Source organism: Streptomyces rapamycinicus NRRL 5491, assembly GCF_024298965.1.
GTDB lineage: Bacteria > Actinomycetota > Actinomycetes > Streptomycetales > Streptomycetaceae > Streptomyces > Streptomyces rapamycinicus.
Window position 1 is genome coordinate 8,406,567 of the sequence record NZ_CP085193.1, and the last position, 25,773, is coordinate 8,432,339.

Below are 25,773 nucleotides of genomic sequence, written 5' to 3' on the forward strand. Positions count from 1 at the left end.
GCATGAGTGATGGAGAAGTTCCCACTTTTTCCATGGCTGAGCGTGATCGCCGGTGGGACCTGGCGCGGGCGTTCATGGAGCGCGAGGGTCTCGACGCGCTGCTCGTCTTCGGTGAACACGAAGACGCCGGCCCGGCGCCGTTCGCCTTTGACACCTGGTTCACCAACGGCAGGGCCGGGACGACGGTTGTCTTTCCCCGCGACGGAGACCCCATATCCCTGTTCCCTATGGAGATGTTCACGAAGGACCACCTCGAATCCACGCGCAGAGGCGACGTCATATGGATCCCGCCGGAGAACATCCGAGCGTCTCGCGACTCCCGCGCGATCGGTGACACGCTCCGCGAACTGGGGCTGGAGAAAGGGACGATCGGCGTCGTCGGCTTGGAGCCCTATCCCCCGTGGCACCCCGAGGGCATCGTGCCCTACCGCCTCTGGAACAACGTTCTGACGCAGTTTCCCGAGGTTCGGTTCAAGCAGGTCGCCATGGCTCTTTCCCGGCTCATCATGCCGCTGGGCCACGAGGAGATCGCCGTTGTGCGCCACTCGGCGCGTATCGGCGACGCCATGGTGCGAGCCATGGTCGACACCGCCGCTGCCGGTGTTCCGGAGAGCGAGGTGTACGCGGCGGGAATGGCCGCGGGATATGCGCGCGGGACCATTCCGGCGGCCATGCATTTCTGGTCCGGCCCCGACCCCCTCGCCTCCGGTCTGCCGCAGTGGGGCTACCGCCCGCAAGCTCCCCGCACCCTGCGGGACGGCGACATCATCTCCGCGGAGGTGTTCTGCAATGTCGGCGGACGCCACACCCAGCACCAGGTCACCATCGCCATCGGTGAGCCGCACGAGGACCTTCGGCGCGCCGCGGGCGTCGCTCGCACGGCCTACGACGCCGGGCTGCGAGCGCTGCGCCCCGGCCGGACGTTCGGCGACGTCGTCGACGCCGTGCGCCAGCCGTTGGACGCGGCCGACGGTTGGGAATTCGGCCCCGCGGTACACGCGCTCAACCCGGCGATCGCGCTGAGCGGCTTCCCCGCGGACGCCAGTCGGCGGATGGCCGGCGCCTCGGCCTACCCGCCCGAGGACGATCACCCCACCATCTCCGGCGACCTGGCACTCGAACCCGGGATGACCTTCGCCTTCGAGCCCAACTACGCCTTCGGGCGGCGCCTGGCCTACCTCGGCGGCACGGTGATCGTCGGCGAGGGCGAGCCGATCGAACTCAACCCGTACACGGCGCGGATCCTGCGGGCGGCAGGGGGCGACGCGACGATTTGCGCTGGAGTTGACTCCAGCTCTTAGCGTGGGGGTATGGCTGACTCCTCCGAACCGGACCGGATCGGCATCCGCGCTGTGTCGGAGCTGACGGGGCTGAGCATCGACACATTGCGCTGGTACGAGCGCGAAGGTCTGCTGCCCCTGGTGGAACGGGGCACTGGCGGACGGCGCCGCTACTCGCCCGCCGCGATCCGGTTCATCCGCCTGGTGCAGGCGCTGCGCCGCACCGGTATGCCGGTGGACGACGTGCGGGCCTTCGTGCGGATGGGCTCCGGCCTGGAATGGCACGACAGGCGTACGGCCCTCCTGGAGCGGCACGCCGCGGCCATCGAGCAGCAGATCGGGCAGTTGTGTCAGGACCTGGCGGTGGTGCGGGACAAGATCGCGCACCACCGCGACCTGAAACGGCGTGGCCTGGACTGCGAGGACGAGATCGGCACCGCTGCCCCCGGCGCCCGCCCTCCGGGCGAGGCGGCCCCGCGAACGAAGCGAGCGGCGGGAACGACGCGAACAACGGAAGACAGGAACGAACATGCCTAAGGTCAGTGGATGGGCGGCGCACGCGCAGGGCGCGGCCGTGGCCCCGTGGGACTTCGAGCGCCGGGAGCCGCGGGACAAGGACATCGCGGTGCGGGTCCGCTACTGCGGTGTGTGCGCCAGCGACCTGTCCGCGATCCGCCACGGCGACCCGGCCGCCTTCCCGCTCGTGGCGGGACACGAGATCGTCGGGGAGGTCAGCGCGGTCGGCGACGCGGTCACGCGGTTCTCGGTCGGCGACCAGGTCGCGGTGGGCAACATCGTCGACTCGTGCCGCACCTGCCCCGCCTGCCGCGCCGGCCGGGAGAACTGGTGCCACGAGGGAGTCACGCTCACCTACGGCGGCACCGACCGCGTCGACGGCTCCCGCACCCAAGGCGGATACTCCACCGAATACGTCGTCGACGAGCACTTCGCCTACCCGCTGCCGAGCGGGCTGGACCCGGCGGGAGTGGCCCCGCTGATGTGCGCGGGCGTCACCACCTACGTACCGTTGCGCCGCTGGGGCACCGGCCCCGGCCGGACGGTCGGCGTAGTCGGCATGGGCGGCCTGGGCCATATCGCCCTCCAACTCGCCCACGCCATGGGCGCCGAGGTCGTGCAGTTCACCACCTCTCCCGACAAGGCCACCGAGGCCCGCCGACTGGGCGCCGACGATGTGGTCCTCTCCCGGGACGAGCGGCAGATGGCCGCGCAGACCGGGCGCTTCGACCTGATCCTCGACACCGTCGGAGCGCCGCACGCGCTGGAGCCCTATCTGACCGCCCTGGCGATCGACGGGACCCTCTGCCTGGTCGGCATCCCGGAGCAAGACCTGCGGCTCAGCCCCCTCAGCCTGATCGTCGGCGCGAAGAACCTGGCCGGCGCGGGCAGCGGCGGAACCGTCGAAACCCAGGAGATGCTCGACTTCTGCGGCGCACACGGCATCACCGCCGAAACCGAGATCGTGCCCGCGCACGACGTCAATACCGGCCTCGACCGGCTGGCCCGCAACGACGTCCGCTACCGCTTCGTCCTCGACCTGGCCTGATGCGCGGCGTGAGGTGTTTCACGGAGGGGCGTGATGTGCCGGGGGGCTGGGTAAGCGCGCCGCGATCATCGCTTGAGATGCCGAGGTAATCGGTACACATAGGGCGAAAAGCATTGCTGGAAAGGAGGCGACATGTCGTCGAAGCGACGTCGTAAGAAGAAGGCCCGTCGTAAGAACGGAGCCAATCACGGGAGCCGCCCCCAGTCCTGACCTGGGGCTTCCGCCGAATGACGGCGACGGGCTCCCCGAGCGCGTGGCGCCACCGCGCCCGGGCACGGGGAGTCCCGTCAGTTGGCCTACGAGGGGTTCGAGGCGGCTGGGCGGCCTCCGGCGCGTTCCCACTGGGCCTCGTCCCACTCGACGTATTCGATCTGGGCGCCGCCGGGCAGCCTGGCGGTCAGGTTTCTGCCGGTGGGGGCCGCCTGCGGGCCGCGTACGATCTCGGCTCCGGTCCGGGTGAGACGTGCCTGGCATTCGTCCAGGTCGTCCACGATCAGCGTGGCCGACGTCGCCCGGTACGGCTCCAGTGTCCGTTCGTCTCCCGCCACCACCAGAATCCGGCCGACGGTGGCCAGCTCCAGGCCGTTCGGCATGGTGAAGCGGGTGGTGATCGGTTCACCGGTGAGGGCGGTGAGCGGTGACAGCGCCGCGTCCAGGTCGGTGGCGTAGACGCGGGCGTAGGTGCGGAAGATGCGCATGTTCAGCGGCAAGGTGTGACCGGCCGTGGCTATTCCGCCGGACCGGGTCTAGGCGTGGCGGCCCGCGCAGAGGGCTGTCTGGACGGCGGCCTTCATGTCGGCGTCCTGGGCGTCCGTGCCGCCCGCGTTGAGGTTCACCATGACCGTCGCCTGCCGGCCGTCGGCCGTGGCGCCGCCCACCGTTCCGTATCCGAGGATGTCGCCGCCGTGGCCCCAGTAGAGGCCGCCGTGGGGCAGTGGTCTGCTCTCCAGGCCGAGGCCGAGGCCGAGGCCGTACGCCCGACCGTCGGGGTTGCCGGTCGGGCGGGTCGTCATCATCTGCCGCTGTTGTGCCGGGCGCAGCAGCTTGCCGCGTACGAGTGCGTCCAGGAAGCGGTTGAGGTCGGTGCCGCTGGAGATCATGCCGCCGCCCGCGCCCGCGACCGAGGGGTTTCAAGCTGCTGCCGGAGGACCTCCTGCGGGGTGAGGTGGGCGAGGTAGTCGGGGATGCCGCTGGTGTGCTGGAGCAGTTGGCGGACGGTGATGATCCGCCCGTCGTTTCCGTGGCCGCGGATGACACCGGGCAGATAGCGCTCCACCGGCGCGTCGAGGACGATGCGACGCTCGCCCACCAGCTGGAGCACGACCGTCGCCACGAATGGTTTGGTCATGCTGCCGATCCGGAACCTGCTGTCGCGGCGCATCGGCGGGTGGCTCTTCACGTTTGCGACGCCGCTGGTCAGGACGGAGCTGCCGCGCCGGTTCCGTACCGCTACGAGTGCTCCGGGCACGCCGTCGGCCGTGGTCAGCCGGTGCAGGATGGCGCGCAGGCGAGGGGTGTGGTCGGCGGTCGTGTTCCGCCGCGGCGCGCCGTCACCCCTCGGCGCCGCCGCCACGGCACCCTTTGTCGCCGCCGCGACACCCGCCGCCACCGCCAGGGTGAGACCGCCACTCAGCACCCGCCTGCGCCTGACCACGTTCATGCGCTCCCCCTCGAAGCCCCATCGCGACCGAATGGTCACGTCAGAGTCCGCCGCGTTCGGGATCGATCCGGCCGGCCCCCATCGCCCTGGACAACCCCACTACGGCCGGTAGAGGGCGCGGACGCGGGCCGGGTCGGCGGGGCCGTCCTGGCCGAGGTGGAAGAAGTGGTTCACCTGCCATGCCTGGGTGCCGCGGGCCTGCCGGTTGGTCGTCGTCGCCCACGGCGGATAGACCCGGAACCCTCGCTTCCCGCCCTTCCCGCTACGGGAGACGATGCCGCGCTCGCACAGCACCGCGCACGGGAACACGAACTGCCCGAAGGCATGGCCGTCCCGGCTGCTGATGACGAAGAGGTCCACCCCGTCGCCGGCGTCGAAGGGCCGGATCGGCCCGTCCTCGGACCGCTGCCACACGGTGACGAACTGCCCGACCTTCGTCGGGGTGGTTTTGGCCACGCGGAACCGGACCGAGCGGCCGTCGAGCGTGAACCGACACGCCGCGTATTCGGCGCTCTCCGGTTCGGGCACCGGCGGCGAGCAGGCAAAACCGCTCGGGTCGTACACCAGTGTCTTCGCCGCCAGCAGGTCACCATGGAGCCCCGCCCATGGCTGATTTGTCGCCATGCGGTCATTCTGTCATCGGAGCAGTTCGAGCAGCGCGTCGGTGAACTCCTCGGTGGTGGCCGTACCGCCCAGGTCCGGGGTGCGGACGGGGGTCTTCGCCAGGACGGTCGCGATGGCGTCGGTGACGCGGGTGGCCGCCTCAGCGTGGCCGAGGTGGTCGAGCATCATCGCGGCGGACCAGATCGCGCCGAGCGGGTTGGCGATACCGCGTCCGGCGATGTCGGGGGCGGAGCCGTGGACGGGCTCGAACATGGACGGGAAGTCGCGTTCGGGGTTGAGGTTGGCCGCGGGGGCGATGCCGATGCTGCCCGCGACCGCGGCGGCGAGGTCGCTGAGGATGTCGCCGAAGAGGTTGGAGGCCACGACGACGTCGAAGCGCCGTGGGTCGAGGACGAACTTGGCGGCGAGGGCGTCGATGTGCTCCTGGTCCCAGGCCACCTCCGGGTGCGCGGTGGCGCGTTCGGCCACCAGCTCGTCCCAGAACGGCATGGTGTGGATGATGCCGTTGGACTTGGTGGCCGAGGTGAGCCGGCCGCCGCGCCGCTCGGCGAGGGAGAAGGCGTAGTCCAGGACGCGGGTGACGCCCTTGCGGGTGAACACCGCTTCCTGGACGGCCGTTTCCTCCGGCAGCCCCCGCCCGAGGCGGCCGCCGATCTCGCCGTACTCGCCCTCGACGTTCTCCCGGACGACGACGAGGTCGACGTCGCCGGGGCCCGCGTCGCGCAGCGGGCTGGGCACGCCCTCGAAGACGCGGATGGGGCGCAGATTGACGTACTGCTGGAAGCCCCGGCGGATGGGGATCAGCAGCCCCCACAGCGAGACATGGTCGGGGACGCCGGGGTAGCCGACCGCGCCGAGCAGGATCGCGTCATGGCCGCGCAACTGGTCGAGACCGTCGTCTGGCATCATCGCGCCGAGATTGGCATAGCGCTCGCAGGACCAGTCGAACGTCTCGTACGTGAAGCCGATGCCGTGCCGGGCGGCGACGGTGTCCAGGACCCGGCGGGCGGCCGGGATGACCTCGTTGCCGATGCCGTCGCCGGGGATCAGGGCGATGCGGTGGGTGGTGGTCGTGCGGCGGTTCGTCATGGAGGGGATTGCAGCAGGTGAGCGACTTCCGCGTCCAAGACGCAGATCGCATGGGTCTTATAGGCCCGCCCTATGAGATTCCATGTGGCTCCATGGCGGTGCCGACGAACGCCTCCGCCGCCGGTGTCAGCCGGGCCCGCCTGCTGACCAGGGCGATATGCAGGCTGGTGGCCGGCTCCAGGTCCAGGACCAGCGCCCCCGCCCGCTCCGCGAGGCCGCGCCAGGCGTCGGCCACCACGGCCAGGCCGACGCCCCGCAGCACCAGCGGCAGGATCGACACCCGGTGCTCGGTCTCGACCACGACGGTCAGCGCGACGCCCTCGGCCACCAGATCGTCGACGTACCGGCGCATCCCCGTCCCCTTCTGGCCCACGATCAGCCGGTGTCCGGACAGCTGCTCATGGTGCACCGGCACCCCGGGGCGGAACGGCCCGTCCGGGGGCGTCAGCAGCACGAAGCGCTGCTCGACCAGCGGATAGGTGCGCACATCGCCCTGCGGTACGGGGCCGGGGGAGGCCAGCAGCCCCAGCTCGCACGCGCCGGTGCGCACCATCTCCGTAACGTCGCGCGGGGTGAACGCGGCCTGTACGCGTACGGACACCGCGGGATGGGCGCGGGCGAAGCGGTCGATCAGCCCCGCGAGCGGTTCGACGGCCTGGGAGGGCGGGGCCGCGATGTCCACCCGGCCGCCGCGCAGCCCGTGCACCGACTCCACACTGGCCCGCGCGAGCTGGAGGCTGCGCACCGCCTCCCGCGCCGGTCCGATCAGCGCCGTGCCCGCGTCGGTGAGGACCGCCCGGCGGCCGATGCGGTGGAAGAGGTCGCTGCCCAGGTCGCGCTCCAGGGCGCGGATGGCCTGGGAGAGGGACGGCTGGGACAGATACAGCGCGGCGGCGGCCCGGTTGAATCCGCCCTGGTCCACCACGGCCAGGAAGTACTCCAGCTGCCGCACATCCACCGCGCCGCCTCCCCGCACACTTCCATAGGTGTCGCTTATAAGGATTGTCGTCAACGGGTCTTGGACGCGCACCGCGGGCGGCTGCTGGGATCGGGGCATGAGCGAGCAGCTGCTGGACGACTTCGACCGCCGCACCGTCCACGTCGAGGGTGTGGGAATCAACGTACGCACCGCCGGGGACGGGCCGCCGGTCCTCCTCCTGCACGGCTATCCGCAGACCCATATGATCTGGCACCACGTCGCCCCGGCGCTCGCCGCCACCCACCGCGTGGTCCTGACCGATCTGCGCGGCTACGGCGACAGCGACAAGCCCGTGTCCGACGCCGAGCACACCCCGTACTCCAAGCGGGCCATGGCGCGCGACCAGCTGCTGGTGATGCGGGAGCTGGGCTTCGACCGGTTCGCGGTGGCCGGTCACGACCGGGGCGGCCGGGTCGCCCACCGGCTGGCCCTCGACCATCCGCACGCCGTCTCAGCGCTCGCGGTCCTGGACATCGTGCCCACGCGGTACGTCTTCCAGCACGCCGACAAGGACTTCGGTCTCGGCTACTTCCACTGGTTCTTCCTGGCCGCGGACCACGGCATCCCGGAGCACCTCATCGGCCAGGACCCCGGGTTCTGGATCCGCACCCGGATGGGGGCGCGCCACCGGGGCGGAACCCCGTTCGACGAGGCGGCCCAGGCCGAGTACGTCCGCTGCTTCTCGGATCCCGCGGCCATCCACGCCAGCTGCGAGGACTACCGCGCCGCCGCCTCCGTCGACCTGGTCCACGACGACGCGGACGCCGCCGCGGGCCGCCGGGTCACCGCACCGCTGCTGGCCCTGTGGGGCGCGCACGGTTTCGTCGGCCGCCACTACGACGTACCGGAGGTCTGGCGCGGCTACGCGGACGATGTGCGCGGGCACGCGCTGCCGTGCGACCACTACCTTCCCGAGGAGGCGCCGGAGGAGACGCTGCGCCATCTGCGGGCGTTCCTCGGGGAGTACGGGAGCGCCTGACCGGAGACTTACGGTGCGGTCTGGAGGTTCTCCTGACGCGCGGCCGTCTCCTCGGCCGGGTCGGCGGCCCCGCGCGTCTCCCGCGCCAGTGCCACCGTGACCACGGTGAGCGCGCTCATCAGGGCGATGAAGACGACCACGCCGGTGACGCTGTGGTCGAACCAGAGCAGCAGGGCGGACGCGAGCATGGGCGCGAGGCCGCCGGTGAGCACGGTCCCGATGTTGTTGGCGATGCCGACCGCGCTGAACCGGACCGTGGTGTCGAAGAGTTCGGCGAAGAACGCGGGCTGGGAGCCGAGGACGGCGGACTGACCGATGCCCAGGGTGAGGAAGAGCGCGAGCCAGATGGCCCAGGTGTGTCCGCCGTCGATCACCGCGAAGAACGGCCATGCGGCGGCCAGCAGCACCAGGGCCCCGCCGATCGAGACCGGGCGCCGCCCGACGCGGTCGGAGAGCGCGCCGAAGGCCGGTACGGTCACCAGCTTCACGGCCGCGACCAGCGAGATGCCGCTGAGGAGTGCGGCGGTCGGCAGTCCGCGGTCCTCGGCGTAGGTGACCGAGAAGGTGCCGAAGACGTAGTAGCCCGCGTTCTCGGCGGCGCCCGCGCCGATCACGATGAGCATCTCCTTGGGGTAGCGGCGCCAGGCGGCGACGCAGCGGCTCCCGGCGATCCGCTGCCGCAGCGGGCGGCCGGATTTCGCGCCGGTGGAGCCCGTCTGCCCGGCCTGCCGCACCTGCTGGAATTCGGCGGTCTCCGGCAGTGAGCGGCGCACCCAGAGGCCGAAGAAGGTCAGGCCCGCGCTGAGCAGGAAGGGAATCCGCCAGCCCCAGGTGAGGAAGGCGTCCTCGGACAGCAGCCCGGTGGTGAGCGCGAAGGCGCCGGTGGACAGGAGGGTGCCGGTGCCGGTGCCGATCGCGGGCAGTGAGGTGAGCAGCCCGCGCCACTTGGGCGGTGCGTTCTCGAAGAGGATGATCAGCGCTCCGGTCTTCTCGCCGCCCGCGGCGAAGCCCTGGACGAAGCGCAGCAGTGTCAGCAGCACCGGCGCGGCGACGCCGATCTGCGCGTGGGTCGGCAGCAGGCCGATGGCCGTGGTGGCGAGCCCCATCATCAGCAGGGTGGCCACCAGCACGCCCTTGCGGCCCTGGGTGTCGCCCCGCTCCCCGAAGTAGGCGCCGCCCAGGGGCCGGGCGAGGAAGCCGATGGCGAAGGTGCCGTAGGCGAGGACCGTGCCGACCAGCGGGTCGCTGTCCGGGAAGTAGACCTTGTTGAAGACGAGGGCGGCCGCGGTTCCGTAGAGGGCGAAGTCGTACCACTCCACCGTGGTGCCGAAGACGGCGGCGAGGGCGACCTTGGGCTGGAAGACCGGCCTTCTGGTGGCGGAACTGCCGGTGTGCGTCATTGGGGGACTCCCTTGTCACCGTGGATCGAGTACCACTGTGTGGTTCGCTTGTGCCACTTGGTGGTTCGGTGATGTTATGGAGGCACACACCCCGTGGCAAGGGGTCACACCCCGATTCGCGCTGGAGGTCATCCGTTGAGCACGCCCGCCCCCGCCGCCCCGCCACCCCTGCTCGACGGCATCCGGGTCCTGGATCTGACCAATGTCCTCGCCGGGCCCTTCGCCGGATATCAGCTCGCCCTCCACGGCGCCGACGTTCTCAAGGTCGAGATGCCGGGGTCCGGGGACCTGGCCCGCCAACTGGGCGCCGACCGGCAGCTCAGCGAGGATCTGCTGGGCGCGTCGTTCCTGGCCCAGAACGCCGGGAAGCGCTCGCTGACCCTGAACCTCAAGGAGGACGAGGGGCGCGCGGCCCTGCTGCGCGCGGTGCGGGAGTCCGACGTCCTCCTCGAGAACTTCCGCCCCGGGGTGATGGACCGGCTGGGCGTCGGCCGCGACGTCCTCATGCGGGAGAACCGGCGGCTGATCTACTGCGCCGTCTCCGGCTTCGGCCAGACCGGACCGCTGCGCGCCCGGCCCGCCTACGACCAGATCGTGCAGGGCCTCTCCGGGATGATGAGCGTGACCGGCACCCCCGAGGTCAGCCCGCTGCGCGCCGGTTTCCCGGTCGCCGACACCCTCGGCGGCATGGCCGCCGCCTTCGCCGTGGCGGCGGCCCTGGTGCGCCGGGAGCGCACCGGAGGCGGCGCGTATCTGGACGTCTCGATGCTGGAGGCCGCGCTCACCGCGATGGGGTGGGTGACCTCCAACTACCTGATCACCGGCCGCCCACCGCGGCCCATGGGCAATGAGAACTTCACCGCCGCGCCGTCGGGGACGTTCCGCACGGCGGACGGATACCTCAACATCGCGGCCAACCGCCAGCGGCAGTTCGCCACCCTGTGCCGGCTCATCGGCCGCGCGGAACTGCTGGACGACGAGCGGTTCGCGCATCCCGCGGACCGCAAGGCCCACCGCGAGGAGCTGCGCGCCGAGGTCGAGAAGGGGCTCGCCGAGCGGACCGCGGGGGAGTGGGAGGAGATCCTCGCCGACGCCGGGGTACCGGCCGCGCGGGTGCTGTCCGTACCCGACGCGCTGGGCCTGGAGCAGCTCGCGGAGCGGGACTTCGTCCGCACGCTGCCCTTCCCGGACGGGCGGACGCGCGAACTGCGCGTCCTGGGCAGCCCGTTCCGGGTCGACGGCGAACCGGCGGCCGCCACCGCCCCGCCACCGCTGCTGGGCCAGCACACCGACCAGATCCTGGCCGGACTCGGCTACACCCCGAAGGAGATCGACGCGATGAGGGAGCGTGGTGCGATATGACCCGCCCGTCCGGAGAGCCGGAGGCCACGGCGGTGCCACAGGACGTCATCGACTGGTGGGCCACCGCCGTCAGCCGCATCCGGCCGGGCGAGATCCTGCTGCGCGGCTACCCGGTCGAGCAGCTGATCGGCCAGGTGTCCTTCGCCGAGACCGTCTGGCTGCTGCTGCGCGGCGAGTTGCCCACCCCGCCCCAGGGTCGGTTGCTGGAGGCCGCGCTCGTCGCCGCCGTCGACCACGGGCCCCAGGCCCCGTCGATCGCCGCCGCCCGGATGGCGGCCACCTGCGGACTGGGGCTGAACAACGCGGTGGCCACGGGGGTGAACCTGCTGGGGGACGTCCACGGCGGGGCCGGTCAGCAGTGCATGGGGGTCCTGGCCGGGCTGGAGGAGGCCGTGGCCGAGGGGGCGGACGTCGACGCCGCCGCGAAGGACCTGGTGGCCGAGTACCGCGCCACGGGCTCCCACGTTCCGGGATTCGGCCACCGCTTCCACCCTTACGACCCGCGCCGCACCCCGCTGCTCGACCTGGTGGGCGCGGCGGTGGCGGACGGCGAGGCGCCGGGCTGGGCGCTGCGCGCCGGGACGGCCCTGGAGCGGGCGCTGGCGGAGGGCCGCAGCCGTCCCGTGCCGATGAACATCGACGGCGCCACCGCCATCGTCTACAGCGAACTCGGCTTTCCGCCCGAGCTCGGACGCGGGCTGTTCGTGCTCTCCCGCAGCGTGGGCATCCTCTCCCACGCCTGGGAGGAGAAGTCCGGCGGGGCCAGGATCAAGGGCCCGCTGCCCCGGCGGCTGCTGCCCTCGTACGAGGGCCCGGCGCCCCGGAACCTCGACCGGCCGGAGAGCGGCGGGAACAGCGCCGGGAGCGCCTGAACGTCAGCCGCTCTCGCCGAGGAACCGCAGCTCCGACAGCCGCTTCGCGGCCTCGGCCAGCGCCGGGCGGAACGACTCGACACGCTCCTCGGTGAAGCGGCTGGTGGGCCCGCCGAGCCCCACCGCGGCGACGACCTGCCCGGTCGCGTCGGTGACCGGGGCGGCCACGGCGGACACCCCGTCCTCGCGCTCACCGTGGCTGACCGCCCAGCCCCGCTCCGCGGCGAGGCGCGCCCGTGTCGCCAGGACGGCGGCGAAGTCCGGGCCGCGACCGGCCGCCGCGGCCACCCGGCTCAGCGTCCGGGACGAGCCGCCGATGAGCAGGACGTGCCCGGAGGCACCGGCCCACAGGGGCATCTCCTCACCGATGCGCACCACATGGCGCAGCTGCTGGGTGCCCTCGTGCTGGGCCACGCACACCCTGGAGCCGCCCTGGCGGATGTAGATCCGGGAGGATTCGCCGCCCGACCGGACCGAGAGGACACGCAGACACTCCACCGCCTCCGGGGGCAGTCGCCAGGCGTCCTGGGCGAGCGCCGCCCAGCGCAGCAGACCGGCGCCGGGGGTGAGCCGGCCGTCCCCCCGGCTCCACAGCAGCCCGCGCTGCTCGAGGGTGGCCACCAGCCGGACCACGGTGGACTTGGCCAGCCCGGTGGCGTCGGTCAACTCCCGTACGCTGCGGGAGCGGTGGGACTCGTCGAACAGGGCGAGCAGATCCAGTGCGCGCAGGACGCTCCGTACTCCCTCGCCGCCCTCTCCGGCCGCCGTCCCCATCGCCGTCCTCCTCGCCGCACACCGCATGAGCCGCCCATCGGGGCGACGGTACCACCAGGCGGTTCGAGGGCCCGGAGTCGGCTGCGCGGGTATTCGGCTGCGCGGGTACTCGGCTACGCCGGTATGACGGTGACCAGGTCGGCGGGCATCCGACCCCGGAGATCATCCCATTCGCCCTCGCTGATATGGCGCTGCAGGGCCCCCAGGACGGTGTGGACCAGCTGTTCGGTGTCGCCCTGGATCGAGTACGGGAAGTCGTGCCGGATCCGCTGGAAGAACTCCTCGCTGTGCATCTTCACGGGCGTCTCCGAGGGCCTCCACCCCTCGTAGTACATGCCGCGCACCAGCATCGGGAGCTGTGCGCCGAACTGGACCGCCTCGTCCACCGTCAGCCGGTCCCGCAGCTGGTGCAGCACCGCGCGCAGGGCGGCGTAGGACTGTTTACGGCGCTCCTTGGGCCAGCCGTACGCGTCCTCGATCTCCTTGAGGAGCCGGTTGGTCTTGTCGACGGTCGTGTCGAACGCGGGAAAGCCTGTCGCAACCATCGTGTTCGTCCCTCTCTCATGAGTGGCGGACGGGGGTCGGCTCGCCGACCGGGCGGGTGAGGTCGGCGGTGGTGTGGCCGAGGTGGTCATGGACGTGGTGGACGGCCATCGCCCCCTCACCGGCCGCCGAGGTCACCCGCTTGACCGAGCCGCTGCGCACATCACCGGCGGCGAAGACCCCCGGCAGACTGGTCTCCAGGCTCAGACAGCGGCGGCCCTGGCCCTCCCACACACCGGCCGCCGCCCGGGCCTCGGCCTCGGCACCGGTGAGCACGAAGCCCCGGTCGTCCAGGGCCAGGACGCCGGAGAGCCAGGCGGTGCACGGCTTGGCCCCGATGAAGACGAACAGCGAGCAGGCGTTCAGGACGCGGCGCTCCCCGGTACGGCGGTGCTCCACCACGACCGCCCGCAGGGCGTCGTCGCCGCGCACCTCGCGCACCTCGGTGTCGAGGGCCACGGTCACCCGCGGATGGCGTTCGATCTGGTCGACCAGATAGCGGGACATCCGGGAGCCCGGATACGAGCCCCTGATCAGCAGGTGCACCCGGGGCACCCGCTCGGCGAGGAAGAGCGACGCCTGGCCCGCGGAGTTGCCGCCGCCGACCACCGCGACCGGGTCCGCGCCGCACTGCCGCGCCTCGTAGACGGTGGCCGCGTAGTAGACGCTCGCCCCCTCGAGACGCTCGATCCCGGGGACCTCCAGCCTGCGGTACCGGGCGCCGGTGGCCAGGACGACGGTGCGGCACGTGGTCTCGCCGCCGTCGGCGAAGGTGACGCGGTAGTGGCCCTCGTCCCGTTCGAGGGAGGTGGCCTCCGCCGGGACGCTCACCCGCGCCCCGAACATGCGCGCCTGGAGCACACCGCGCTCGGTGAGTTCGGAGCCGGAGATCCCGGCCGGGAAGCCGAAGTAGTTCTCGATCAGGGACGAGGTGCCGGCCTGGCCGCCGGTGGCGAACGCGTCCACGAGCGTGGTGCCAAGACCGTCGGAGGAGCCGTAGACCGCGGCGGCGATCCCGGCCGGGCCGGAGCCGACGACCAGCAGATCGCAGTGGCCGCAGGTGCCCACCGGCGGGGAGAGGCCGATGAGCCGGGCCAGTTCGGCGTTGCCGGGGTTGCGCAGCACCTGGTGCTCGCGCCAGATGACGATCGGGGTGTCCTCCGGGCTGACCGAGACGCGGCGCAGCAGCGTTTCGGCCTCCTCGTCCGCCTCCAGGTCGATCCAGCGGTGCGGCAGATGGTTGCGGGCCGCGAACTCGCGCAGCCGCCGGGTGTCGGGCGAGTAGCGCGAGCCGAGGATGCGGAACCCGGCGCCCGCCCCGACCAGCAGGGCGCGGCGGCCCAGATAGGCGCGGAGGATCAGATTGCCGAGGACAGGGGCGCGGGCCACCACCACCTGCAGCCGGTCCACCGGGACGGCCAGCACCTCCCCGGCCTCCCGGGCGTGGGCGGCGGAGAAGGCCGCCTGCCCCTGGAGCAGGGCCAGTTCGCCGAGGAAGCGCCCGGGGCCGTGCACCCTCAGCACCCGCTCGTCCGGGGTGCCGTGGTGCTCGGTGATCGCGATGGTGCCGCTGAGGACGACGAGGAAGTCCGTGCCCCGGTCGCCCTCGCGGAACACCGCCTCACCGGGCGCCACCGAACGGCGGGTGCCGTGCCCGGAGAGGAACGCGATCTGCTGGCCCGTCAGCCGCGGAAACGCGCCGTACAGATCCGGGGTCTCGTCCGGTGCCGCGCCCTCCGGCGCGGTGTCCGGGGAACGGTCCTCGCCGGACATCAGGCCATGGCCTCGTGGGCGTAGCACCACCGCCAGGTCTCGCCCGGTTCCATGGGCTCGACGATGGGGTGTTCCTCGGCGTACGCGTGGGACCGGGCGTGCTTGAGCGGCGAGGAGTCGCAGCACCCCACGTGCCCGCAGGTCAGGCAGAGCCGCAGATGGACCCAGGGGGACCCCAGGCGCAGGCACTCCTCGCACCCCTCGGGGGTGCGCGGGGAGACCTGGCGCACCATCGACAGGTGCGGATCGGGCTCGATGGCCATGGCGTTCACCCTTTCTCGTTTCCAGGATGAGCAGGGACGGGACGGCCCGCACCTCGGACCGGGGCGCGGTCCGCGGGGTGCGGCCGGTGGCGGGGTTGGACGGTCCGGTGCGGCATCGCGCTCACGCGGCCTTTCCGAGACCGGCGATCTCGGGGTGGCGTTCGTAGCTGACCGCCAACTCGCCTTGTTGTCCGTCCACCTTGATGGTGGTGCCTTCCTCGGCGTCGCCGCGCAGCAGGGCGCGTCCGATGCGGGTTTCCACCTCGTGGGAGATGTAGCGGCGCAGCGGGCGGGCCCCGTATACCGGGTCGTAGCCCTCGTGGGCGATCACCTCGCGCCCGGCCGGGGTCAGCTCGACGGCGATCAGGCGTTCGGCCAGCCGCTTGCGCAACTCGTCGAGCTGGAGCTCCACGATCCGCTCGATCTGCGGCTCGCCGAGTGGCTTGAACAGCACGATGTCATCGATCCGGTTGAGGAATTCGGGGCGGAAGTGGCCGCGCAGTTCGCTCAGCACCAGGCTTCGGGCGTCCGGTTTGAGTTCGCCCTCGGAGGTGACGCCGTCGAGCAGGTGCACCGAGCCGATGTTGGAGGTCATGATGATCACGGTGTTGCGGAAGTCCACCAGCCGCCCCTGGGCGTCGGTGATCCGGCCGTCGTCCAGGACCTGGAGCAGGGCGTTGAAGACATCGGTGTGGGCCTTCTCGATCTCGTCGAAGAGCAGGACCGAGTACGGCTTGCGCCGCACCGCCTCGGTGAGCTGGCCGCCCTCCTCGTAGCCGACGTACCCCGGCGGGGCGCCGACCAGCCGGCTTACCGTGTGCCGCTCCTGGTACTCGCTCATGTCCAGGCGGATCATGTTCTCCTCGGTGTCGAAGAGCGCGGCGGCCAGCGCCTTGGCGAGCTCGGTCTTACCCACGCCGGTGGGGCCGAGGAAGATGAACGAGCCGATCGGGCGGCGCGGGTCCCGGATGCCCGAGCGGGCCCGGATGATGGCGTCGGCCACCAGCTTGACCGCCTCGTCCTGGCCGATGACCCGCTCCTGGAGGATCTCATCCAGGCGCAGCAGCTTCTCCCGTTCGCCCTCCTTCAGGCGGGAGACCGGGATCCCGGTCCAGGCGGAGACGATGTCGGCGATCTCCTCCTGGGTGACCACCTCGCGCAGCAGCCGGTGCGCGCCCTGCTTGGCGGCCAGCTGGTCCTCCTCCGCGGCCAGCTTGCGCTCAAGCTCCTGGAGCCTGCCGTAGCGCAGTTCGGCGGCGCGGCCCAGGTCGTAGGCGCGCTCGGCCTCCTCGGCCTCGCGGCGCACCTCCTCCAGCTCCCGGCGCAGGTCCTGCACCCGGCGGATGGACTGCCGCTCGGCCTCCCACTGGGCGTGCTTGGCGTCGGCCTCGGCGCGCAGATCGGCCAGCTCCCGGCGCAGCTCCTCCAGCCGCTGGTGGCTGGCCGGATCGCTCTCCTTGGCCAGCGCGGCCTCCTCGATCTCCAGCCGGGTGACCCGGCGGGTGATCTGGTCCAGTTCGGCGGGCATGGAGTCGATCTCGGTACGCAGCCGGGCACATGCCTCGTCCACCAGGTCGATGGCCTTGTCGGGGAGGAACCGGTCGCTGATGTAGCGGTGGCTGAGGGTGGCGGCGGAGACCAGCGCGGTGTCCTGGATCTTCACGCCGTGGAAGACCTCCAGACGCTCGCGCAGGCCGCGCAGGATGGAGATGGTGTCCTCCACACCCGGCTCGTCCACCAGCACCATCTGGAAGCGGCGCTCCAGCGCGGCGTCCTTCTCGATGTGCTTGCGGTACTCCTGAAGGGTGGTGGCGCCGATCATGTGCAGCTCGCCGCGGGCCAGCATCGGCTTGAGCATGTTCCCGGCGTCCATGGCGCCCTCGGCGGCCCCCGCCCCGACCACCGTGTGCAGCTCGTCGACGAACAGCAGGATCCGCCCCTGGGCCGAGGTGACCTCGGTGAGCACGGCCTTGAGCCGCTCCTCGAACTCCCCGCGGTACTTCGCGCCGGCCACCAGCGACCCCATGTCCAGGGCGAAGACCGTCTTGTCGCGCAGCCCCTCGGGGACGTCGCCGCGGACGATGCGCTGGGCCAGGCCCTCCACGATGGCGGTCTTGCCGACACCGGGGTCGCCGATGAGCACGGGGTTGTTCTTCGTCTTGCGGCTGAGGATCTGCGTCACCCGGCGGATCTCGGCATCCCGGCCGATCACCGGGTCCAGCTTGCCCGAACGGGCCTCCAGGACCAGATCCCGCCCGTACTTCTCCAGCGCCTCGTACGCCACCTCCGGATTGGCCGAGGTGACCCGCTGACTGCCGCGCACCTGGTTCAGCGCGTGCAGGAACGCCTCCCCGGTGATGCCGTGCTCCTTGAGCACCCGCCCCACCGCGGTGGCGGACCCCTCCCCGGCCAGCGCCAGCACCAGATGCTCCACCGAGACGTACTCGTCCTTCAGCCGCTTCGCCTCCCGCTCGGCGGCATCCAGCACCTGGGCCAGCCGCTGGGTGATGAAGACCTGCCCGGGGGCGGCGCCGGGGCCGGTGACCTTGGGCTTGCGCGCAACCTGCGCCTCCAGCAGGGTGCGCACCGCTTCGGGGTCGGCGCCCAGCCGGCCGATCAGCCGGGACGTCAGCCCGTCGGGCTGTTCGAGGAGGGCCAGCAGCAGATGCTCGCCGTCGACCTCGGTGTGGCCGTAACCCTGGGCGCTGGTCTGGGCGTCCTGGAGGGCTTCCCTCGACTTCTCGGTGAGGCGGTTCATGTCCATGGCGGTCCTTCACTCCTCGCGCCGCCGCGGCGCAGTTCGGCTTCGAGCCGGTCAATGCGGTCGAGCAGATCGAGCACCAGACCGATCGAGGCGTAGTTGAGGCAGAGCCCGGTGTGCAGCCGCTCGACGCGGGCCAGTGCCGCCGGGGCGTCGAGGGCGAACACCAGCCGCCCGGCGGCGTCGCGCTCGGCGTCGATCAGGCCGAGGGCGACGAAGCGCCGGATCAGGTCGGGGTGGAGCCCGGTGCGACGGGCCACGGTCTCCAGGGACAGCCTGCGCGCGGGCACCAGCTCGTAGTGGACGGCCGTCACGGGGAGGTGGTGGGTGGCCGTGACGGTCCTGGGTACGTGAGTGCTCATCGCTCCCTCCGGGGGTCGAAGGAGGAGGTGCGGCCCAGCTCCTCGAACAGCTCCCGCTCCCGGGCGCCGAGGTGCGGCGGCACCATGACGCGGATCTCGGCGTACAGATCGCCGTCGGGGCCGCGCGGATCCGGCATGCCCTCGCCGCGCAGCCGCAGCTTGCGGCCGCTGGAGGTGCCGGGCGGGACGGTCACCTTGGCGGTGCCGCCGGGTGTGGGTACGGGGACGGTCGCGCCGAGCGCGGCCTCCCAGGGGGACACCGGAAGGTGGACGTGGACGTTCCGGCCGTCCAGCCGGAACCGCGGATGCGGCAGGATCCGCACCCGTAGATACAGATCCCCGGCCGGTGCGTCACCGGTGCCCCGGCCGCCCTGCCCGGCCAGCCGGATGCGCTGCCCGTCGATGACCCCCGCCGGGACGTTCACCTCGAAGGTGCGCTGCCCCGTGGGCCCGGCCAGGGTGACGCCGCGCCGCCCGCCGTGGAAGGCGTCCTCGACGGTGAGCGGCAGCTCCGCCTCCTGATCGGCCCCGGCGATGGTGACGCCGACCGCGCCGCCCGGCCCCGCGCCGCCACCGCCGAAGAACGCGCCGAACAGGTCCTCGAAGTCCACCCCCTCGCCCCCGGCGTCCTCGCCGAAGCCACGGGTGAACCGCACCCGGCCGCCGTCGCCGGCCGTCGTCCAGCCGCGGAAGCCACCGCCGCCGCCCCCGGCACCCGTGCCGACGCGCTCCTCCCAGTCCTCGGGGATCTTGCGGTAGTCCTCGCCGAACCGGTCGTAGCGGGCCCGGGTCCGGGGGTCGGAGAGCACGCTGTAGGCGTCGTTGAGCTCCTTGAACCGCTCCTCGGCGTCCGGGTCCTTGTTCACATCGGGGTGGTGGCGGCGGGCCCGGGTGCGGAACGCCTGCTGGATCTCGTCCTGGCTCGCGCCCCGGGACACCCCGAGCACCTCGTAGTAGTCCCGTGCCATGGCCTTCTCACTCCCGCTTCGCCACGGCCACGGCCACCGGCCGCAGTTGGCGGCCGGGCTCCCCGTAGCCGGGGCGCAGCACCTGGACCACGGTGCCCGGTTCCGCGTCGGCGTCCTCGACCACGCCCACCACCTCGTGCCGGGCCGGGTCGAACGGCACCCCCGTCTCGGCCTGCCGCTCGTAGCCCAGCTGGGCCAGGGTGTTCACGGCCTGGTCGTGGATGGCCTTGACGCCCTCCACGATCGAGCCGGGGTCGGCCTCGGCGTGGGAGAGGGCGAGTTCGAGGTTGTCGATGACGGGCAGCAGGGCCGCCGCCGTACGGGCCCGCTCGGCGGCCCGCTCCCGCTCCAGCTCCCTGGCATGGCGCTTGCGCAGGTTCTCCAGGTCGGCCAGGGCCCGGCGCCAGCGGTCGTCGAGCTCGGCCAGCGCGGCGGCCTGCTCGGCGGCCCGCTCGTCGGCCTCGCCGACGGCGGGTCCGCCGGCCGCGTCCGGGCCGGGGCCCTCCCCGCCCGCGCCGCGCGCCTCCGCGGCGCCCGGGGCGGGCAGATCCTGCTCCCGCTCCGGTTCCGTCACGGCGCCCTCCGGCACCGGGTCGGGCTGCTGCGGTTGAGTGGACATCGCGGCCTCTCGGTGAGCCTTCGTGGGATCGGCCTTCGTCGGATTGGTTTCGGTTCAGCCCTTGTCGAACTCGGCGTCGATGACGTCCTCGTCGCCCCCGCCGCCTCCGCCCCCGGTGTCCTGGGCGCCGCCCGCCCCGGGCCCGCCGGCCGCGCCGCCCGGGCCCGCGCCCGCACCGGCCGCCTCATGGGCGGCCAGGCCCGCGTAGACCTGCTGGAGCTCGGAGGCCAGCGGCCTGGTCCGGTCGACACCGGCCTCGTTCCTGACCGCCTCGCGGGCGTCGTGCACCAGCATCTCGGCGCGCGACCGCTCATGGGAGGGCACCGCCTCGCCCAAGTCGGCAAGGCGCTTCTCGACCTGGTAAGCGGCGGCATCCAGCTCATTGCGCGCGTCCACGGCCTCGCGCAGCGCCTGGTCCTCACCGCGATTGCGCTCGGCCTCCTGGACCATCCGCTCGACCTCGCCGCGTTCCAGGTTGCCGGTCTCGCTGATCTGAACGGACTGCTCCTTGCCGGTGTCCCGGTCCCGCGCCGTGACATTGAGGATCCCATTGGCATCGATATCGAAGGTCACCTCCACCTGCGGCTCACCACGCGGCGCCGGACGGATGCCGGTCAGCTGGAAGCGGCCGAGCACCCGGTTGTCGGCGGCCCGCTCACGCTCACCCTGGAGGATCACGATGTCCACCGCCTGCTGACTGTCCTCGGCCGTGGAGAAGGTCTCGGTGCGGCGCACCGGAATGGTGGTGTTCCGCTCGATGATCTTCGTCATCACGCCGCCGCGGGTCTCCACGCCCAGCGACAGCGGCGTGACATCGAGCAGCAGGACATCCTTGACCTCCCCCTTGAGCACCCCCGCCTGGATCGCGGCACCCAGCGCCACGACCTCGTCGGGGTTGACGCTCATATTGGGCTCCTTGCCGCCGGTCAGCCGGCGGACCAGGGCCTGTACGGCCGGCATCCGGGTCGAGCCGCCGACCAGGATCACCTCGTCGATGTCGCTCTCCCCGGCCTTGGCGTCGGCCATGGCCTGCTGCACCGGGCCCAGACAGCGCTCCACCAGATCGACGGTGATCTGCTCGAAGGTGGACCGCATCACGGTCTCGGTCAGATGCTTCGGACCGGAGCCGTCCGCGGTGATGAACGGCAGGTTGAGCTGGGTCCGGGTCACCGAACTCAGCTCGGTCTTGGCCTTCTCCGCGGCCTCGAAGAGCCGCTGCAGCGCCTGCGGGTCCCGGCGCAGGTCGATGCCGTTCTCCTGCTGGAACTTGTCGGCGAGGTGGTCGACCAGCCGCCGGTCGAAGTCGTCGCCGCCCAGGTGGCTGTCGCCCGCGGTGGAGCGGACCTCCACCACCCCGTCCCCGACGTCCAGGATGGACACGTCGAAGGTGCCGCCGCCGAGGTCGAAGACCAGGACCGTCTCATGGCCCTTCTTGTCCAGCCCGTAGGCGAGAGCGGCCGCGGTCGGCTCGTTGATGATGCGCAGCACGGTCAGACCGGCGATCTCACCGGCGTCCTTGGTCGCGCTGCGCTGGGCGTCGTTGAAGTACGCGGGCACCGTGATGACCGCCTCGGTCACCCGCTCGCCCAGCTGCTTCCCCGCGTCGTCGGCCAGTTTGCGCAGCACCTGCGCGCTGATCTCCTCCGGCGAGTACAGCTTCTCGCGCACCTTGAAACGGGCCAGGCCGCCCTCGTCCGGGACGACGTCGTAGGCGACGGCCTTCGCCTCGGCGGAGACCTCGTCGTAGTGGCGGCCGATGAACCGCTTGGCCGAGTAGATGGTGCCCTTGGGGTTGAGGATCGCCTGGCGCCGGGCCAGCTGCCCCACCAGCCGTTCACCGGTGTCGGTGAAGGCCACCACCGACGGTGTGGTGCGGCTCCCCTCGGAGTTCGGAACGACCGAGGACTCACCGCCTTCCCATGCGGCGATCACCGAGTTGGTGGTGCCCAGGTCGACGCCGACTGCCTTGGCCATGGCAACTCCTTCCGGAGGCGGCCACGGGCCGCATACATCGCCCGGTCGGCCGCTGAAGCGGGATCGGTGAACGGGGCCTCTCCTTCCAGGGTGACAAATCGGACAGGAATCGGCCCCCGCACCCCCGGGTCGAATATCGGTGACCCGAATGCGCCCACGGGACGGGGGAGCCGGGGCCGGGCCCCTCAGCCCGTGGAGCCCGTGGAGACGTCCTGCTCGACCCAGATCGTCTTGCCGTCCGTGCTCTGCCGGGTGCCCCAGCGCGTCGCCATCTGGGCCACCAGCATCAGGCCCCGGCCGCCCTCGTCGAAGACCCGGGCCCGCCGCATATGGGGTGCCGTGCTGCTGGCGTCGGAGACCTCGCAGATGAGGTCGCGGTCGCGGATCAGCCGCAGCCGGATGGGCGGGCGGCCGTAGCGGATCGCGTTGGTGACCAGTTCGCTGACGATCAGCTCGGTGGTGAAGACGGTCTCCTCAAGACCCCAGTCGATCAGTTGCTCGGTGGTGCTCCGGCGGGCCTCGGCGACGGCGCGCGCGTCCGCCGGGATGTCCCAGGTGGCGACCCGGTCGGAGTGGAGCGCCCGGGTGCGGGCGAGGAGCAGGGCGATGTCGTCGTCCGGATGGGCCGGGGGCAGGGCCCGCAGGACGTCGTCGCAGAGCGCGTCCAGGGAGGGCGCGGGGCGGCTCAGGACGTCGCGCAGCGTCTCGAGCCCGTCGCCGATCTCGCGCTCGCGGCCGTTGATCAGGCCGTTGGTGTAGAGGGCGAGCAGACTGCCCTCGGGCAGCTCCGTCTCCATGATCTCGAAGGGCAGTTCACCGAGGCCCAGGGGCGGACCGATGGGCGGGCCGAGCACGTCGGCGGTGCCCTCCGGGCTGATCACCAGTGGCGCCGGATGGCCCGCCGCGGCGATGGAGCAGCGGCGCGAGACCGGGTCGTAGACCACGTACAGACAGGTGGCGCCGAAGGACCAGAAGCGTTCGGTCTTCTCGTCCGAGTACAGCCGGGTGACCATGTCGTCGAGGTGGGTCAGCAGCTCCCCGGGCGGCAGGTCGATATCGGCCAGGGTGCGTACGGCGGTGCGCAGCCGCCCCATGGTGGCGGCCGCGTGGATACCGCGCCCCACGACATCGCCGACCACCACGGCGGCGCGGGCGCCGGACAGCTGGATCGCGTCGAACCAGTCGCCGCCCACCCCGGCCCAGGCGCCCGAGGGCCGGTAGCGCGAGGCCATCTCCAGCGCGGTCAGCTCGGGCAGCCGCTGCGGCAGCAGGCTGCGCTGGAGGGCCTCCGCCGTCCTGCGCTCGCGCAGATAGCGGCGGGTGTTGTCCACGCAGACGGCCGCCCGGGCGGTGAGCTCCTCGGCCAGCAGCGTGTCGTCGTCGGTGAAGGGCGCCGGGGTGCGGTGGCGGGCGAAGAACGCCGTGCCGAGGGTGACCCCGCGGGCGCGCATCGGCGTCACGATCACCGAATGCACTCCGTGCTCGCGGATACGGGCGGCCCGGCCGGGGTCCTTGGTCTCCCAGCTCGCCAGCAGGGACGGCGTCACCTGGTGCCGTGCGGCCCGGCCCTTGAGCAGGCACGCCGCCGTGGGGGAGTGCCGGGGGTGGGTGGCCAGGTCCCCGACGTCGGCCAGTGCCTCGGGGGCGCCGTCGAGGATGGACCGGTGGGCCGCGCGCCGCAGGGTGACGGGCTCGCGCAGCGGCCCCTCCGGGGGCTCGTCGCCCTCGTGGAGGAAGGTGAGCAGATCGACGCTGGCGAAGTCGGCGAGCCGGGGGACGGCCACCTCGGCCAGCTCCTGGGCGATCCGGTCCAGGTCCAGATGGCTGCCCAGCCGCGCCCCCGCCTCGTTGAGCAGCTGGAGCCGCTGCCGGGCCTCCTGCTCGGCGGTGGTGTCGCGGGCCGCGAAACACACGCCGCGCAGCCCGCCGGTGCGGTTGGCCAGCGGGGCCAGCGAGACCGACCAGGTGTGCTCCTGGCGATCGCCCGGCTCCCGCAGATGCGTCTCCAGCTCCAGGCGTTCGCCGCTCTCCAGCACCCGCCGCATGGCCCGCTCGACCCGGTCGCTCTCCCCGTGGCCGACCAGCTCCGTCAGCCGCAGCCCGCGCATCTGCTCCTCGCTGCGGGCGGTGGCGGCCTGCATATAGGCGTTGGCCCGCGCCAGCCGCAGCTCGGTGTCGAACAGTGCCAGGACGCAGGGGCACTGGGCGAAGGCGTGGTCCGCGGGGGTGACCGGCTCCTGTGGTTCCAGGGGCGCGGCGGAGACCAGGAGCCAGCCCGCGGGGCCGTCGTCCGGCGGGCCGCGGTGGGCCAGCAGCTCGACCTCCAGCGGATGGCCGTCCCGGTGGCACAGCGCGATCCGGCCGCTCCACCGGGGCCCGTGGGCCAGGCACGGCCCGGCGCCCTCGCCGGTGCCCCGGGCGGTGCCCCCGCCGGTGTCCCCGCCGGTGTCCCCGCCGGTGTCCTCGGGGCTGCCCCGGGCGGTGTCCCCGCCACTGTCCCCGGTGGCCGTCTCGGCGCGCAGCTCGGCCGCCGGCCGCCCCACGACCTCCTCGGCGCGGTAGCCCAGCAGCCGCCGCGCGCCCTCGCTCCACCCGGTCAGCACGCCGTGGTCGTCGACCGTGGCCGTGGCCAGGCCGAGGGCGCCGGGCGGCGGGTCCGGCCGGACGCGGGGGGCTGTGGGGTCGGGAGGCGTCATCATCGGACATCGGGTCGACGGCTCATGGGCCCGGCGGATGCCACTCGATCATCAAAATCGTGGCGTCGTCGCTGAGTTCGCTGTGCCGGTGGTCGAGGATCGCGTGGATGAGCAGGCGCAGCACCTCGGGGGCGTTCTGCCCGGCCGCCGTCGAGCGGATGATGTGGTCGGCGAAGCGCTCCAGGCCGAACTGCTCGCCTCCCTCGTCGCGCGACTCCACGACCCCGTCGGTGTAGAGCAGGACGCGGTCACCGGGCTCCAGCGTCGTCTCGTAGATCTGGCGGGGCGCGTCCGACAGCCGCGCGGGCAGCCCCAGTGGCGGTTCGGCAGGCCGCTCCAGCTCCTTGTCCAGCAGCCGTTGGCGGCGGATGACCAGCGGTGTGGGGTGGCCGCAGTTGGACCAGCGCAGCGCCCCGCTGGGCATGTGCAGCTGGAGGAAGACGCCCGTGCAGAACTGGTCCGGAAGCCATTTGGCCAGCGCCTCGTCCACGGTGGTGACGAGCGCCGCCAGGTCGGCGCCGGTGCGCCGGGCGTTGCGGCTGCCCGCCATCGCCACCGAGGTGGTCAGCCCGGACGCCAGGTCGTGGCCCATCGCGTCGAGGATCGTGGCGTGCAGGACGTCCTCGGTGAACGAGTGGTCGAAGGCATCGCCCCCCAGCTCGTACGCGGGCTCCACGACGGCCGTCGAGACCACCCGGCCGGTGCCGATGGAGCGGGGCGGGAGGAAGGCCCGCAGCATCTCCGTGGGCAACTGCATGGACCGGGTGCGGGTGCGCCGCGCGAAGGTGTCGATATAGGTCCGCTTGGACGTGATGACCAGGGCGAGGAGCGAGGCCAGCGTCCGGCAGCGCCAGAGCCTGAGCCCGTCCAGGGAGGCCATCCGCAGCTGCAGGACCCCGAGCCGCTCCGCGCCGTTCATCAGCGGCAGCCATACGGTGAGCCCGCCCGTGCCCTCCTCCTCGACCCGCACCGAATCGGTGCGGTAGGCGAATCCGGCCAGGGAGTGGTCGAGCTCCAGGCGTGGCTCGCCCTCCTCGAGCGGCATCAGCAGCCGCTGCCGGAGGTCGATCAGGAAGACGACCGCGCGGCCCATGTTCATGGCCTCGGTGTAGCGGTCCAGGGCCACCGGGAGCTCCGCCGGTGATGCCTCGTGGGTGGCCCGGAGCAGCTCCTCCAGCAACTGCTCAGCGGTCTCGGCCGAGGTCGACACGTTCGCGTCCACCATGCGGTC

The 25,773-nt window shown here is 72.3% G+C and carries 25 protein-coding genes; 7 read left to right on the forward strand and 18 right to left on the reverse strand.

Features of this window, described 5'->3' with window-relative positions:
* Positions 1 to 32 precede the first annotated feature (32 nt).
* The 4 genes from LIV37_RS35240 to LIV37_RS52685 all read left to right on the forward strand — a co-directional run bounded on the left by LIV37_RS35240 (position 33) and on the right by LIV37_RS52685 (position 3,054).
* Complete coding sequence (locus LIV37_RS35240; RefSeq protein ID WP_020871844.1) at positions 33 to 1,301, forward strand: M24 family metallopeptidase; 1,269 nt, start codon at positions 33 to 35, stop codon at positions 1,299 to 1,301.
* A gap of 9 nt (positions 1,302 to 1,310) precedes the next feature.
* Entirely contained in the window at positions 1,311 to 1,817 is a 507-nt protein-coding gene (locus tag LIV37_RS35245) for a MerR family transcriptional regulator (RefSeq protein WP_020871845.1), read from the forward strand.
* Positions 1,810 to 2,844 (forward strand): NAD(P)-dependent alcohol dehydrogenase, encoded by a 1,035-nt coding sequence (locus LIV37_RS35250; RefSeq protein ID WP_020871846.1) that lies wholly within the window; start codon positions 1,810 to 1,812, stop codon positions 2,842 to 2,844. Before LIV37_RS35245 ends, LIV37_RS35250 begins: the two co-directional genes overlap by 8 nt.
* A 132-nt stretch (positions 2,845 to 2,976) precedes the next feature.
* Positions 2,977 to 3,054, forward strand: coding sequence for a 50S ribosomal protein bL37 (locus tag LIV37_RS52685; RefSeq protein WP_370443954.1), 78 nt, complete (start codon positions 2,977 to 2,979; stop codon positions 3,052 to 3,054).
* Between the two features lie 86 nt (positions 3,055 to 3,140).
* Here the strand turns inward: LIV37_RS52685 and LIV37_RS35255 are convergent, their stop codons facing one another.
* The 6 genes from LIV37_RS35255 to LIV37_RS35280 all read right to left on the reverse strand — a co-directional run bounded on the left by LIV37_RS35255 (position 3,141) and on the right by LIV37_RS35280 (position 7,175).
* Entirely contained in the window at positions 3,141 to 3,542 is a 402-nt protein-coding gene (locus LIV37_RS35255; protein WP_020871847.1) for a VOC family protein, read from the reverse strand.
* A 48-nt stretch (positions 3,543 to 3,590) separates the two neighbouring features.
* Positions 3,591 to 3,944: a beta-lactamase family protein gene (locus LIV37_RS35260; protein ID WP_243146102.1), complete on the reverse strand. Its 354-nt coding sequence runs from the start codon at positions 3,942 to 3,944 to the stop codon at positions 3,591 to 3,593.
* Positions 3,941 to 4,504: a serine hydrolase domain-containing protein gene (locus LIV37_RS35265; protein ID WP_243146101.1), complete on the reverse strand. Its 564-nt coding sequence runs from the start codon at positions 4,502 to 4,504 to the stop codon at positions 3,941 to 3,943. Before LIV37_RS35265 ends, LIV37_RS35260 begins: the two co-directional genes overlap by 4 nt.
* Positions 4,505 to 4,603: 99 nt before the next feature.
* A complete protein-coding gene (locus LIV37_RS35270; protein ID WP_020871848.1) occupies positions 4,604 to 5,128 on the reverse strand; it encodes a MepB family protein in 525 nt (174 codons plus the stop codon).
* 12 nt (positions 5,129 to 5,140) lie between these two features.
* Positions 5,141 to 6,217, reverse strand: a complete 1,077-nt coding sequence (locus tag LIV37_RS35275) for a tartrate dehydrogenase (protein ID WP_020871849.1) — start codon at positions 6,215 to 6,217, stop codon at positions 5,141 to 5,143.
* Positions 6,218 to 6,287: 70 nt separating this feature from the next.
* Complete coding sequence (locus LIV37_RS35280; RefSeq protein ID WP_020871850.1) at positions 6,288 to 7,175, reverse strand: LysR family transcriptional regulator; 888 nt, start codon at positions 7,173 to 7,175, stop codon at positions 6,288 to 6,290.
* A 97-nt stretch (positions 7,176 to 7,272) separates the two neighbouring features.
* Between LIV37_RS35280 and LIV37_RS35285 the strand changes: the two genes are divergently transcribed.
* On the forward strand, positions 7,273 to 8,175 hold the full coding sequence (locus tag LIV37_RS35285) for an alpha/beta fold hydrolase (RefSeq protein ID WP_020871851.1): 903 nt from the start codon (positions 7,273 to 7,275) through the stop codon (positions 8,173 to 8,175).
* Between the two features lie 8 nt (positions 8,176 to 8,183).
* Here the strand turns inward: LIV37_RS35285 and LIV37_RS35290 are convergent, their stop codons facing one another.
* The gene (locus tag LIV37_RS35290) at positions 8,184 to 9,575 is read right to left on the reverse strand and encodes an MFS transporter (protein ID WP_020871852.1); all 1,392 of its coding nucleotides are present in this window, start codon (positions 9,573 to 9,575) and stop codon (positions 8,184 to 8,186) included.
* Between the two features lie 135 nt (positions 9,576 to 9,710).
* Between LIV37_RS35290 and LIV37_RS35295 the strand changes: the two genes are divergently transcribed.
* Positions 9,711 to 10,937 carry a CaiB/BaiF CoA transferase family protein gene (locus tag LIV37_RS35295; RefSeq protein WP_020871853.1) on the forward strand — a complete coding sequence of 409 codons (1,227 nt, stop codon included), beginning with the start codon at positions 9,711 to 9,713 and terminating at the stop codon, positions 10,935 to 10,937.
* Positions 10,934 to 11,809: a citryl-CoA lyase gene (locus LIV37_RS35300; protein WP_020871854.1), complete on the forward strand. Its 876-nt coding sequence runs from the start codon at positions 10,934 to 10,936 to the stop codon at positions 11,807 to 11,809. Before LIV37_RS35295 ends, LIV37_RS35300 begins: the two co-directional genes overlap by 4 nt.
* A gap of 3 nt (positions 11,810 to 11,812) precedes the next feature.
* Here the strand turns inward: LIV37_RS35300 and LIV37_RS35305 are convergent, their stop codons facing one another.
* The 11 genes from LIV37_RS35305 to LIV37_RS35355 form a co-directional block, all read right to left on the reverse strand.
* A complete protein-coding gene (locus tag LIV37_RS35305) occupies positions 11,813 to 12,583 on the reverse strand; it encodes an IclR family transcriptional regulator (protein WP_020871855.1) in 771 nt (256 codons plus the stop codon).
* 113 nt (positions 12,584 to 12,696) lie between these two features.
* Positions 12,697 to 13,128, reverse strand: coding sequence for a DUF2267 domain-containing protein (locus tag LIV37_RS35310; protein ID WP_020871856.1), 432 nt, complete (start codon positions 13,126 to 13,128; stop codon positions 12,697 to 12,699).
* Between the two features lie 16 nt (positions 13,129 to 13,144).
* Positions 13,145 to 14,899, reverse strand: coding sequence for an FAD-dependent oxidoreductase (locus tag LIV37_RS35315; protein WP_020871857.1), 1,755 nt, complete (start codon positions 14,897 to 14,899; stop codon positions 13,145 to 13,147).
* Entirely contained in the window at positions 14,899 to 15,162 is a 264-nt protein-coding gene (locus tag LIV37_RS35320; protein ID WP_044582043.1) for a UBP-type zinc finger domain-containing protein, read from the reverse strand. Before LIV37_RS35320 ends, LIV37_RS35315 begins: the two co-directional genes overlap by 1 nt.
* Before the next feature lie 121 nt (positions 15,163 to 15,283).
* A complete protein-coding gene (clpB, locus tag LIV37_RS35325) occupies positions 15,284 to 17,926 on the reverse strand; it encodes an ATP-dependent chaperone ClpB (protein WP_020871859.1) in 2,643 nt (880 codons plus the stop codon).
* Entirely contained in the window at positions 17,917 to 18,285 is a 369-nt protein-coding gene (locus LIV37_RS35330; RefSeq protein WP_020871860.1) for a chaperone modulator CbpM, read from the reverse strand. The genes clpB and LIV37_RS35330 overlap by 10 nt, the downstream gene beginning before the upstream one ends.
* On the reverse strand, positions 18,282 to 19,253 hold the full coding sequence (locus tag LIV37_RS35335) for a DnaJ C-terminal domain-containing protein (protein ID WP_020871861.1): 972 nt from the start codon (positions 19,251 to 19,253) through the stop codon (positions 18,282 to 18,284). The genes LIV37_RS35330 and LIV37_RS35335 overlap by 4 nt, the downstream gene beginning before the upstream one ends.
* Positions 19,254 to 19,260: 7 nt before the next feature.
* Positions 19,261 to 19,872 (reverse strand): nucleotide exchange factor GrpE, encoded by a 612-nt coding sequence (locus LIV37_RS35340; RefSeq protein ID WP_121824127.1) that lies wholly within the window; start codon positions 19,870 to 19,872, stop codon positions 19,261 to 19,263.
* Between the two features lie 54 nt (positions 19,873 to 19,926).
* Positions 19,927 to 21,846, reverse strand: coding sequence for a molecular chaperone DnaK (dnaK, locus tag LIV37_RS35345; protein WP_121824126.1), 1,920 nt, complete (start codon positions 21,844 to 21,846; stop codon positions 19,927 to 19,929).
* A 185-nt stretch (positions 21,847 to 22,031) separates the two neighbouring features.
* The gene (locus LIV37_RS35350; protein WP_121825077.1) at positions 22,032 to 24,542 is read right to left on the reverse strand and encodes a SpoIIE family protein phosphatase; all 2,511 of its coding nucleotides are present in this window, start codon (positions 24,540 to 24,542) and stop codon (positions 22,032 to 22,034) included.
* 22 nt (positions 24,543 to 24,564) lie between these two features.
* A complete protein-coding gene (locus LIV37_RS35355; protein WP_020871863.1) occupies positions 24,565 to 25,767 on the reverse strand; it encodes a PP2C family protein-serine/threonine phosphatase in 1,203 nt (400 codons plus the stop codon).
* Between the last annotated feature and the right edge of the window lie 6 nt (positions 25,768 to 25,773).

Coding starts and splice junctions, on each gene's coding strand:
- LIV37_RS35240 (WP_020871844.1), top strand. CDS start 33: ATGGCTGAGCGTGATCGCCGGTGGGACCTGGCGCGGGCGTTCATGGAG.
- LIV37_RS35245 (WP_020871845.1), top strand. CDS start 1,311: ATGGCTGACTCCTCCGAACCGGACCGGATCGGCATCCGCGCTGTGTCG.
- LIV37_RS35250 (WP_020871846.1), top strand. CDS start 1,810: ATGCCTAAGGTCAGTGGATGGGCGGCGCACGCGCAGGGCGCGGCCGTG.
- LIV37_RS52685 (WP_370443954.1), top strand. CDS start 2,977: ATGTCGTCGAAGCGACGTCGTAAGAAGAAGGCCCGTCGTAAGAACGGA.
- LIV37_RS35255 (WP_020871847.1), bottom strand. CDS start 3,542: ATGCGCATCTTCCGCACCTACGCCCGCGTCTACGCCACCGACCTGGAC.
- LIV37_RS35260 (WP_243146102.1), bottom strand. CDS start 3,944: ATGATCTCCAGCGGCACCGACCTCAACCGCTTCCTGGACGCACTCGTA.
- LIV37_RS35265 (WP_243146101.1), bottom strand. CDS start 4,504: ATGAACGTGGTCAGGCGCAGGCGGGTGCTGAGTGGCGGTCTCACCCTG.
- LIV37_RS35270 (WP_020871848.1), bottom strand. CDS start 5,128: ATGGCGACAAATCAGCCATGGGCGGGGCTCCATGGTGACCTGCTGGCG.
- LIV37_RS35275 (WP_020871849.1), bottom strand. CDS start 6,217: ATGACGAACCGCCGCACGACCACCACCCACCGCATCGCCCTGATCCCC.
- LIV37_RS35285 (WP_020871851.1), top strand. CDS start 7,273: ATGAGCGAGCAGCTGCTGGACGACTTCGACCGCCGCACCGTCCACGTC.
- LIV37_RS35290 (WP_020871852.1), bottom strand. CDS start 9,575: ATGACGCACACCGGCAGTTCCGCCACCAGAAGGCCGGTCTTCCAGCCC.
- LIV37_RS35300 (WP_020871854.1), top strand. CDS start 10,934: ATGACCCGCCCGTCCGGAGAGCCGGAGGCCACGGCGGTGCCACAGGAC.
- LIV37_RS35305 (WP_020871855.1), bottom strand. CDS start 12,583: ATGGGGACGGCGGCCGGAGAGGGCGGCGAGGGAGTACGGAGCGTCCTG.
- LIV37_RS35310 (WP_020871856.1), bottom strand. CDS start 13,128: ATGGTTGCGACAGGCTTTCCCGCGTTCGACACGACCGTCGACAAGACC.
- LIV37_RS35315 (WP_020871857.1), bottom strand. CDS start 14,899: ATGTCCGGCGAGGACCGTTCCCCGGACACCGCGCCGGAGGGCGCGGCA.
- LIV37_RS35320 (WP_044582043.1), bottom strand. CDS start 15,162: ATGGCCATCGAGCCCGATCCGCACCTGTCGATGGTGCGCCAGGTCTCC.
- clpB (WP_020871859.1), bottom strand. CDS start 17,926: ATGGACATGAACCGCCTCACCGAGAAGTCGAGGGAAGCCCTCCAGGAC.
- LIV37_RS35330 (WP_020871860.1), bottom strand. CDS start 18,285: ATGAGCACTCACGTACCCAGGACCGTCACGGCCACCCACCACCTCCCC.
- LIV37_RS35335 (WP_020871861.1), bottom strand. CDS start 19,253: ATGGCACGGGACTACTACGAGGTGCTCGGGGTGTCCCGGGGCGCGAGC.
- LIV37_RS35340 (WP_121824127.1), bottom strand. CDS start 19,872: ATGTCCACTCAACCGCAGCAGCCCGACCCGGTGCCGGAGGGCGCCGTG.
- dnaK (WP_121824126.1), bottom strand. CDS start 21,846: ATGGCCAAGGCAGTCGGCGTCGACCTGGGCACCACCAACTCGGTGATC.
- LIV37_RS35350 (WP_121825077.1), bottom strand. CDS start 24,542: ATGACGCCTCCCGACCCCACAGCCCCCCGCGTCCGGCCGGACCCGCCG.
- LIV37_RS35355 (WP_020871863.1), bottom strand. CDS start 25,767: ATGGTGGACGCGAACGTGTCGACCTCGGCCGAGACCGCTGAGCAGTTG.